We start from the raw sequence: 9,244 nt of genomic DNA, 5'->3' as shown, positions 1-9,244 counted from the left end.
GATCGTCGCGGCGAGCACCGCCATCGAACCGGCGAACAACCCCGTCATCCATCGCGGCGCAACGGGCCTCTTCATGCGGACTCCGGGTCCGTGCATCAGCCGCTGCCAAGCCCCCGCTCCTTCGCGGGCGTTGGCGTATCCGCCGTTGAACGCTTTGTTCAGCCATCCGGCGAACGGCTTCAACGTCGAATTGCCTTCGACGAGCTTCATGAGCTCGTCCGCGAGCCGGTTCTGCGGCAGCAGCGTTTGCGTCAAATGCAGAAGCCGTCGGCTCTCAAATAAATGGACGCAAAGCACGCCGAACGAGAACAGGTCGTAAGTGCCGTCGGCGATGCGGGAACCCGCGTTCCAATAACCCCGGTCATACACCTCCGTGAATTGCCGGACGCTTCTGCCCGAAGCCGTCACGCCGCCGTAATCGACCAGCTCGACCCTCCCGTATTCCCCGACAAGCACATTCTCCCGCTTCAAATCGCCAAACGCCCACCCCGCCTCGTGCAGCGCGGCCAGCTTGCCGAGAAGATGGAACCCGATCAGCGGGAACCAGTCGGCGCCTTCCTTCTCCATAAAATGATGCAACGGCATGCCGCGCACATAACGCATGACGTAGAACGGATAATCCTGTCCTGCCGGGTCGCTGTAATCGTCAACGGCCACTAGAAACGGCTCCGAGCCGGCCTTCCGTAGCCGGATATTTTTCAGCACGTTGATTTCCGACTGAATGTCGACGGCGTCGCGTCCGATCTTGAGCGCATACCAACGCCGCCTGTGCTCGACCAAATAGACTTGACCGTTGGCTCCTTCACCCAGCAGCCTTACGACTTGATAGCGCCCCTGCTTCCACTTGCCCGTGAGAACCATACCGGGCCTCAGCCGGAGATCAAACGACGTAGTCACCCATCATCCCATCCGTTTCTCTTCTGTTGTAATTACCATAGCCGTCTTTCCGGTAAAAATCAACAACCTGCATCAGCGCCGGTCCGGTCGGGGTCGTTCCCCGCATCTGCAGCTGCGGAATAATCTTTTTCACGCCGCGCAGGTTATCAGTCCAATCCAGATCGCATACGCAGCCGTCGCCCCGCGACGATTCCGGAAAATGAAAAACGGCGATCTCGCTCTTCCCTGTGCGGGCCTGCAGGCTGAGCACCAGATCGCGGATCCCGTCCTCCACGGCTTGCAGCTTGGGCCTCATACTGGCGCTGGCGTCGATCAGCAGCGCCACCTTCAGCGCCGAAGTCTCGCCAAGCTCATCGATCACGCGCACCACCTCGCCCCGCTTCTCCGGCGGCAGCGCCTCAACCGAATCCCCGCCAAATACCTGCTTCAGCTCTTTGTTAACCGCATGGCGGATCGTGGTCATGACGGTCGCACGCGTCATCATCTGGACCGTCTGCGAAAGCTGGCGCGTATTGACAAGACGGCTGATGCCTCCGCCGGCCTTTGCAATTTCGGCGATTTCCTCGCGCCCCGCAAGCAACGCTTCATCCGGCTCCAGCACACCCACCACATTCACGGTGATGCCCTCCGCCCAAGCGTGCGCGGCCGCCACAACCGGACTGAGCCCGACATTCGAGCACCCGTCCGTTATCAATAATATTTGCTTCATAGGTCGCCCTCCTCCGATCTGGAATCTACCGGTTCACTCTACCAGCATGTCCGAATCCGCGAGGGTTTAACCTCTGCAAGCTGCTATAGGCTATCATCGACCTCCCGAACACAGATGGTAACCGCTATCGACAGAAAGGCGCCGTCAACTGACCGTGCGCGGCCGTTCGAATTTGGGCATGCCGGTCCAGCGGAACGTCGCCCATTCGGGCTGATGTTTCTTCACCTGCGCGATGACGACGGTCATATCGTCCAAGATGTCGCCCTGATGATGGCGCACCACCGTGTCGAGCAGCTCGTTCGCCATCTGCTGCGGATCCGAAGCTTTGAGTTCCTGGATCACGCGTTTCATCCAGAGTTCCTTGTTGACCGCATGCCCCGGCGCGTCAAAAATGCCGTCGGTCATCATAATGAGCGTATCGCCCGGATACAGCTGCACCCGCAGCAAGTCGACGTCGATATCGTGCAGGATACCGATCGGCAAATTGTTGACCGAAATCGGGATGACATCATTGCCACGTTTGATAAAGCTGGGCGTCGAGCCAATTTTCAGGAAGGTCGTCTTCGCCGTATACATATCGATCAGCGCCAGATCGACGGTTGCAAACACCTCGTCGGAGGAGCGGAGAAGGAGCACCGAATTGACCGATTTGATCGCCAGCTTCTCATCCATTCCCGACTGCAGCAGTTGCTGCAAAATATTAAGCGCCGTGCTGCTCTCCAATCGGGCCCGTTCGCCGTTGCCCATCCCGTCGCTGACGGCGACGGCGAATTTTCCGTTGCCGAGCTCGACCGCGCTGAAGCTGTCGCCGGACAGCAGGTCGCCGCCTTTGGCGGCGCCGGCGATGCCCGTCTCCACCTCGAATTCCTTCGCCGAACCGAACGTCACCGACGCCGGCTGCCCGCTCTGCTCGGCGAATCGCTCCGACCGGACGGTGATCGGCTCGCCGAGAATATCGCTGAGGAGCGGCGCCACGATTTTCCGGCATTCGTCGTAGCCTTTCGGGAACGTATGCGTCACCTCAATGTCGACGTTCCCGGCCTCCAAATTGATGATTTCCACCGACTGGATCGACAGGCCCAGCCCCTCAAGCCCCTCGCGAATCTGCTCCTCCTGCAGATGCATCTCCTGCCCTTCGCGCCGGATCTCCTTCGCGAGATCCTCCATGATTTGCGAGACCCCGGACAATTGATCGGCAACGAGCAGCCGCGATTCCTGAATTTGCTTGCGCCAGTGCTGGTCGTGCTCGAACAGATCGTACTGTTGTCGCATGACGGCCAACACCTGATGCGGCCGCACGCAATGGGTCGTCCACTCCTTCGGCAGCTCCTTCGTCACCGCGCGCCGGTTCTGCTCCACGGACGACATCATATCGGTCATCACCTTATAGGTTTGATAAAATTTCGCCTCCCAGCATAAATCCTTGCGGAAGCACGTCGCGCACGACCTTTCCGCAACGGCGTTCATGAAATGCGTCTTGTCGTCCTCCTTGCGCTGCCAGGCGTCTGTCTCCAGCGTCTGCCCGAAGCTGCGCGAGAGCTGGCGGAACACTTCGGAGAATTGCGCCACCCGCTGCGCCGTCACGTCCCGCACCCGCCTGGCATACTCGTACTGAGTCTTCGTATGCTCCGCCGTGCCCGGCACGAAACGCGCGATCGTCCGCAGCAGCACGCGCGGTGTAAGCATGAACAATACGGCGGCCAGCACAGACTCCCAGGTGGAAGTCATGACGTCGGCTTGTCCGCCTATGTAGATGGACAAGATCGAGGTGCCGACCAGCATGCCGAACGCGACCGCCGCCTTTCCGCCTTCACGCAGCAAGCCCGCCAGCAGGCCCGAGAAGGCAAGCAGGCTCATCTGCACGATAGCCGCGAAGTCGGCCAGGCTTAAAATAAGCCCCGCCACCACACCGACCGATGCGCCGAGCGGCGCCCCGCCGACCAGGGCGAACAACAGCAGCACATAGCGGGACATGACGTGTTCGACCGACAATCCGTTCACCTGCCAGCCGACAGCCCCTGTCATGATGCAGGCGAGCAGGATCATCAAACAAATGATTTCCTCATTGCGCAGAGCGGTCGTTTTCTTCGTCATTGTCAGCACCGGCACCGCCTGAATGAATACAAGCGTCAGCGCAAATGCCAGCCCCGCCTCTGCGCCCACCAGCATCAGCCGATACCAATCCAGCGTCTCGCCGATCACGACCCCGAACAGCTGCACGAGCAGCGTTGAAATAAATACGAGCAGCGGCGCATAGGATAGCTCGGAGCGTTCATAAGCCTCCAAACCTTTGACGAGCAAATAAAAGGAGGTCAGCTCCAGGGCGACCCAAACGGTCGAGGGCGTAGGCGCAAACCAGCTGCCGGCGATAAGTGCAAGTCCGACGGGGATATACGTATCCCTGCGCAAATAATAGATCACCGCAAAATAAGCGATCGCAAAGGGAGTAAGCGTCTCGAGAATCATGGCCCTGCCAAGCAGGAACCCGACGACACCTAACAGGAACATCCACTTTTTGGCGGCGATCGCTTGCACGGCTCTTCCCGTTGCAGCACGTTTCCAGCCATTGCGCACCACCTCTTTTATGAGGTCCTTCCGCTTCGCCGTTGGAAACATCACCAGATTCCGCTTGTCCATTATCAGGCACCACCTATTCCGGTTTATTGGGGTGACTCCCATTATAGGAGAGTGTGAACAGGATGTTTGTCATAAACAGGAAGCGAACGGGGAATTTTTTCCGACAAGGCCGCGTCGCGTACGCGCATGGCGCAACGGTTGTCAGACGCAGCCGACGCTCAGGTTTGCGCGTGCCCGGCACGAAGCTTGGCGGCGGATCGGCCAACAAAAACCGGGGAACTCCCGCTCGGGATGAACGCGCTTACCGTCCGAACCTGTCGGAGTGGATGGAGATATACGGGAAAGTATTCGGCATACGTGTGCGCAGCCGCCAATAAACCGGAATGGCCCGCTTCAAGAATGAACATTGCCTGGTATGGACGCGCGGCAGCCGAACGCTCGTCGGCCCCAACTTCGGGCTTGATTACGGTGCCGCGGCAGGCCGGGAACAGCAAAAAAGCAGAACCGTCCGGTTCCGCTTTCTGTCCGTCTATAAGTTAAACGCGTTTGGCGCCGCGGCCGCCGCGTTTGCCTTCGGTATTTTTCTTCAGGGAAGAAATCCGTTCCTCGCTGTCTTTCAGGAAACGGGACATTTTATCCTCAAATGATGGCTTGCCCGGATTCGCTTTAAACCCGCCGCGGCCGCCTCCCCCTCTAGGGAACCGATCGCCTCCGCCTCCACCTTGGCGCGGGAACGAGCCTCCGCCTCCTCCGCCTTGTCGTGGGAACCGGTCTCCACCGCCTCCTCCTGCAGGACGTTCCCGCTGCGGCGGTACGTAGCCTTCCGGCCGGTCGATGGCTTGCTTGATGGATAGACCGATTTTTCCGTCCTTATCTACATTGATCACTTTGACCTTGACGACATCGTCAATTTTTAAATGATCTTTGACGTCTTTGACGTAATTATCGGCAATTTCGGAAATGTGAACGAGCCCCGTGACACCCCCCGATAAATCGACGAATGCCCCGAAATGCGTAATGCCTGTCACTTTGCCCTCTAATTTGGCTCCCACTTCAATTGCCATGAATAAAATGTTCCTCCCTAAGATTTATGCGCTTACCGTGATTATAACCGAACGCCGGAAGCAAGGTCAACAGACGGGTGTCCCGTCATTCCACCCTTCCCGTTACGTGAATCGGCTTCTCGCCGGGCACGATCATGCCCTGCTCCTTGCGCGCAAGCTCGCGGATATACTCGGGGTCGCCGAGCCGATCGATCGCTTGCTGCAGCTTTGCGTTTTCCTGCTCGCCTTCGGCAAGCTTGTCTTGAACGCCCGCCAGCTGCAATGCCGTACGGCCGCTGTGCTCCATCTGCAACACCAATGTATAAATCGCCCACGCCATGAACAGCGCTATGAAGGCAACCCAAAGCTTCAACCGACGTTTGGATCCTGGATGCGCGGTGGTTTCTCTGGATTGCCGGGCGTTAGCCATACGATGTACCTCCTAGAACCATTTCTTCCGAATGGTGCAGATGATGTCTGCCATCCTGCGATACAGCCCGTTAAGTCCGAGCGATTCGGACCAGCCTCTGAGCTTCCTCCACAGCGGTCCGGCCACAGGAGCCGATAGCCACCGAAAAAAAAGCCAAAACGGACGACACAATTGTACCACAATTCGGACGAGGAACAAAGAGAAAACGATGGCACAGCCTAAAATAATTCTGAGGAGCCGAACCAGCAGCACGACGGGGCGTACAACAAAGAGGTCGAATGTCCGTATCCCGAGCCGGATGAGCGAACGAACCGCCGCCTGATACCCCCGCACAAGCCGGATGACCGTTCCGCTCAGCAACCAGAAGTAGAAAGCGATGCCGATCATCAGCCCGAGAAAAACGTAGACCCGCACTTCCCCCTCATTGCTCGACGCCAGCACGCGAAAGACGATCAGTGTGGCGGCCGCCCAATAGAGCAGGTCCAGCAGCGGAATCCACAGACGGCCGATTCTCAGCTCGTTCGACACGACCCGATAGCCGTCGAATGCCGCGCCCATTCCGATCCCCGAGATCACCATCATGGCCAGCGTAACGAACTGGACCTGAAGGCTCACTTGAACAACTTCCCGAAAAAGCCCTTGGATTTATCGGCGGCGCTGCCGTCCAAGTAGGCGACCGAATGGACCATCCCTTCGATGGCGACGAGACCTTGCTCCAGACTAAGGTGCTTCATATGGAGATTCTGACCGCGGACGGTCAGGAAACCGCATTCGGTCTCGAGCAAAAACTCTTCGCTGTCGAAGCTCTCCACATTGCTGACGCCCGTAATTTCCATCACTTTGCGGTTGAGCATTTTAATTTCCTGGCGTTTGGCCTTCCCCTGTTCGATCATGGCTTGGCCCCCCTTCCTAATTCATAGGTATGGAGGCGGGACAAGATTTAGAACCGACTGGGCTACTCATGTATTAAACGCGCAACCGCGGTTTCAAACAGAAGAAACCGCCCTTGTTGAGAGAGCGGTTTCCTTATAAGGCGGAGGGCTTACCTGCCCGGTCCGTCCTCGGCTTTGCGGTTTTCTTCCTTCAGCAGCGTATAGAGCTCCGACGCCTCATCCTTGCGCGTCGTTTCGGCGGTGCGCTCGATGCGGACGGTCACCGTCTTCTGCCCGAACTGAATGGCCAGCTCGTCGCCGGCTTTGACGGTGCTGCTTGGCTTCGCTTCACGCCCGTTAATCCAGACGCGCCCTTGCTCGGACACATCCTTGGCGACGGTGCGCCGCTTGATCAATCTCGATACCTTGAGAAACTTGTCCAGACGCATAATTACTTGATGGCGTCTTTCAATTTGTTGCCGGCTTTGAATGCGGGAATTTTGGAAGCCGGAATCTCGATCGTCTTGCCCGTTTGCGGGTTGCGGCCGACGCGGCCGGAACGGCTGCGGGTTTCGAACGTGCCGAATCCGATCAGCTGCACTTTGTCGCCGCTTTGCAGCGCTTCGGTGACTTCACCGAGGAATCCGTTAAGAACCGCTTCAACGTCGCGCTTCGTCAGTCCGCTCTTGGCGGAAATGTTGTTGACAATATCCGTTTTGTTCATGATCTACATGACCTCCTAGTGTCATCCATTTAATTGTTTGGCGGCTCGTTAGCGCGCCAAGCCTTGGTGAGTCTGAGCTTTCGAATTGTAATATTCTTCTCCAGGCTGGAGGAATCCTGCCTGGAGAAGAATATTTTTTCGATTTTTAGGGGAAAAGGCCGATTTTTGACGAATTCACAGAGCAAATCGTTACGACTCCCTTTTCGCTTCCTCCCACCATCCGTCCATCTCCTGCAAATCAGTCTGGTCAAATGTTTTGCCCTTTAATCGGAGCTGCTCCTCGATATAGCCGAAACGGCGCCTGAACTTCGCATTCGTTCTGGACAGCGCCTCCTCGGGATCGGCCCCGATGAAACGCGATACGTTCACCGCGGCGAACAGCAAATCGCCCAGCTCGATCGCTTGCTCATCCTTGTCGGCGGTCGCAATCGCCTCCCTCAGCTCCGCGATTTCCTCTTCGACCTTCGCCAGCACCGGGCCGAGATCATCCCAGTCGAAGCCGACCTTCGCGGCCTTTTTCTGCAGCTCGTACGCCCGCATTACGGCCGGCAAATCCTTCGGAATGCCGTCCAATACCGATTTGCGGTCCTGATCGATGCCTTTGCGGCGCTTCTCCTCGGCCTTCATCTGCTCCCAGTTGCGCAATGCCTCGCCTGCATTGCCCGCACCCGCGTCGCCGAACACATGCGGATGGCGGAACAGCAGCTTTTCGTTCAGCGTCTGGATGACGTCGTACACGCTGAACGTGCCGATCTCCTCCTCCATCTGGCTGTGCAGCATGACTTGAAGAATGACGTCGCCGAATTCCTCCTGCATGCCCGTCGGATCGTCGTTGTCGATCGCCTCGATCGCTTCGTAGGTTTCCTCGATGAAGTTTTTGCGGATCGACTGATGGGTCTGCTCCCGATCCCACGGACAGCCTTCGGGGCTCCGCAAAATACCGACAATTTCATGCAGCCGGTCGAACGACCGGTTCTGCAAGGCAGCGTCGGTCGAGCGCGGCACCCAGACCAGCGACAGGTTGCCGAAGCCATGGTCGCGGTCCAGCTCATAGAGCGGCATACGGACAATCCGCTCCTCGCCCTCGACGCCGAGCGCATGCCCGATCACCACCGGGTGATCGTCGGGATATTTCTCCATCAGCGACAGCTTGACGTCCGAAGCCGCGAACACATCGTACACCTGTCCGATGACCGTATGCAGGCGCGGCTGCAGCAAGGAAGGCGCCAGCTCGGAGGCATCCAGCAATTGGAATCCTTCGATCGGATCGAATCCAAGCCGGACGAAGGCTTGGTCCAGGAAACTTTCACCGCCGAGTATATGGAGCCCGATGCCTTGGTCGGCGCAGCGTTCCCTGAGCAGCTGTACGGTACGCTCGGCGACCATCGGGTGGCCCGGCACGGCGTAGATCAGGCCGGAGGAGGCGCAGCCGGCCACATCGGACCCCGTCTCAACGGCGTGGCCGCGCGGGTTCCCTGCCTCGGGTGAGCCCCCAGACAGCGCCGGCGCCTTGGCCAGCCGGATCAGCTCAGCCGCAATCGCCTCGTATACGTCTGGGAATGAGTCCGCTTGCTCATAGAGATAATCGAACGACATATAGGAGAGCCCATGCTCGCCGAACAGCCGCATGACGGGGTGCTTCTTCGTGCGCACATAGATGCGCTCCGCCGCCTGCAGCCTCCGCCACACGCCGAGTGTCAATTGATCCGCGTCGCCCGAGCCAAGCCCTACAACCGTAATGGTACCATTCATGCCGGTTAACCCCCTGAACGTCCGCCTGTCCGGACGTAGATTATTTGTTTCTATACTATAGAAGGAAAGCGCGTGTTTTGTCGAACTTCGTCGGCCCCGGACGGTCACGCTGTGCCGGTAAATTGCCGTTAAACTGCGGGTAACCATCCGTTAATCATCATCCGGCTCGTGCGCGCTGCCTGATCGGCTGCTCGGTCCCAACGGCAGGCGCTGCATGTGGCTGCCGTCATGGCAGCAGCC

10 protein-coding genes are annotated in these 9,244 nt (G+C 58.3%); all 10 read right to left on the bottom strand.

What is annotated here, in order from left to right:
- On the bottom strand, positions 1 to 897 hold an 897-nt coding region (locus BG52_RS13165), incomplete at its 3' end, for a serine/threonine protein kinase (RefSeq protein ID WP_036667458.1).
- Complete coding sequence (locus BG52_RS13160; RefSeq protein WP_036582859.1) at positions 881 to 1,606, bottom strand: vWA domain-containing protein; 726 nt, start codon at positions 1,604 to 1,606, stop codon at positions 881 to 883. The genes BG52_RS13165 and BG52_RS13160, both read right to left, overlap by 17 nt.
- Positions 1,607 to 1,750: 144 nt before the next feature.
- Positions 1,751 to 4,243, bottom strand: coding sequence for a stage II sporulation protein E (spoIIE, locus tag BG52_RS13155; RefSeq protein WP_036582856.1), 2,493 nt, complete (start codon positions 4,241 to 4,243; stop codon positions 1,751 to 1,753).
- A gap of 476 nt (positions 4,244 to 4,719) precedes the next feature.
- Positions 4,720 to 5,247 carry a S1 domain-containing RNA-binding protein gene (locus tag BG52_RS13145; protein WP_036582852.1) on the bottom strand — a complete coding sequence of 176 codons (528 nt, stop codon included), beginning with the start codon at positions 5,245 to 5,247 and terminating at the stop codon, positions 4,720 to 4,722.
- Positions 5,248 to 5,332: 85 nt separating this feature from the next.
- A complete protein-coding gene (locus BG52_RS13140; protein WP_036582850.1) occupies positions 5,333 to 5,656 on the bottom strand; it encodes an FtsB family cell division protein in 324 nt (107 codons plus the stop codon).
- 12 nt (positions 5,657 to 5,668) lie between these two features.
- Positions 5,669 to 6,271: a spore cortex biosynthesis protein YabQ gene (gene yabQ, locus BG52_RS13135; protein WP_051602339.1), complete on the bottom strand. Its 603-nt coding sequence runs from the start codon at positions 6,269 to 6,271 to the stop codon at positions 5,669 to 5,671.
- Positions 6,268 to 6,549, bottom strand: a complete 282-nt coding sequence (gene yabP / locus BG52_RS13130) for a sporulation protein YabP (protein ID WP_036582847.1) — start codon at positions 6,547 to 6,549, stop codon at positions 6,268 to 6,270. The genes yabQ and yabP overlap by 4 nt, the downstream gene beginning before the upstream one ends.
- A gap of 149 nt (positions 6,550 to 6,698) precedes the next feature.
- Positions 6,699 to 6,977: an RNA-binding S4 domain-containing protein gene (locus BG52_RS13125; RefSeq protein ID WP_036582844.1), complete on the bottom strand. Its 279-nt coding sequence runs from the start codon at positions 6,975 to 6,977 to the stop codon at positions 6,699 to 6,701.
- A gap of 2 nt (positions 6,978 to 6,979) precedes the next feature.
- Positions 6,980 to 7,252 (bottom strand): HU family DNA-binding protein, encoded by a 273-nt coding sequence (locus tag BG52_RS13120; protein WP_036582841.1) that lies wholly within the window; start codon positions 7,250 to 7,252, stop codon positions 6,980 to 6,982.
- A 189-nt stretch (positions 7,253 to 7,441) separates the two neighbouring features.
- Complete coding sequence (locus BG52_RS13115; protein WP_036582840.1) at positions 7,442 to 9,004, bottom strand: bifunctional methyltransferase/pyrophosphohydrolase YabN; 1,563 nt, start codon at positions 9,002 to 9,004, stop codon at positions 7,442 to 7,444.
- Positions 9,005 to 9,244: the final 240 nt, after the last annotated feature.

Source organism: Paenibacillus darwinianus, from assembly GCF_000598065.1.
GTDB classification, from domain to species: Bacteria; Bacillota; Bacilli; order Paenibacillales; family Paenibacillaceae; genus Paenibacillus_I; species Paenibacillus_I darwinianus.
This window is presented reverse-complemented; position numbering and strand designations above follow the sequence as displayed.

Bases quoted from the DNA above. Each gene is read 5' to 3' on its own strand.
- BG52_RS13140 (WP_036582850.1), bottom strand. From the start codon at position 5,656: ATGGCTAACGCCCGGCAATCCAGAGAAACCACCGCGCATCCAGGATCC.
- BG52_RS13120 (WP_036582841.1), bottom strand. From the start codon at position 7,252: ATGAACAAAACGGATATTGTCAACAACATTTCCGCCAAGAGCGGACTG.
- BG52_RS13160 (WP_036582859.1), bottom strand. From the start codon at position 1,606: ATGAAGCAAATATTATTGATAACGGACGGGTGCTCGAATGTCGGGCTC.
- BG52_RS13125 (WP_036582844.1), bottom strand. From the start codon at position 6,977: ATGCGTCTGGACAAGTTTCTCAAGGTATCGAGATTGATCAAGCGGCGC.
- spoIIE (WP_036582856.1), bottom strand. From the start codon at position 4,243: ATGGACAAGCGGAATCTGGTGATGTTTCCAACGGCGAAGCGGAAGGAC.
- yabP (WP_036582847.1), bottom strand. From the start codon at position 6,549: ATGATCGAACAGGGGAAGGCCAAACGCCAGGAAATTAAAATGCTCAAC.
- BG52_RS13115 (WP_036582840.1), bottom strand. From the start codon at position 9,004: ATGAATGGTACCATTACGGTTGTAGGGCTTGGCTCGGGCGACGCGGAT.
- BG52_RS13145 (WP_036582852.1), bottom strand. From the start codon at position 5,247: ATGGCAATTGAAGTGGGAGCCAAATTAGAGGGCAAAGTGACAGGCATT.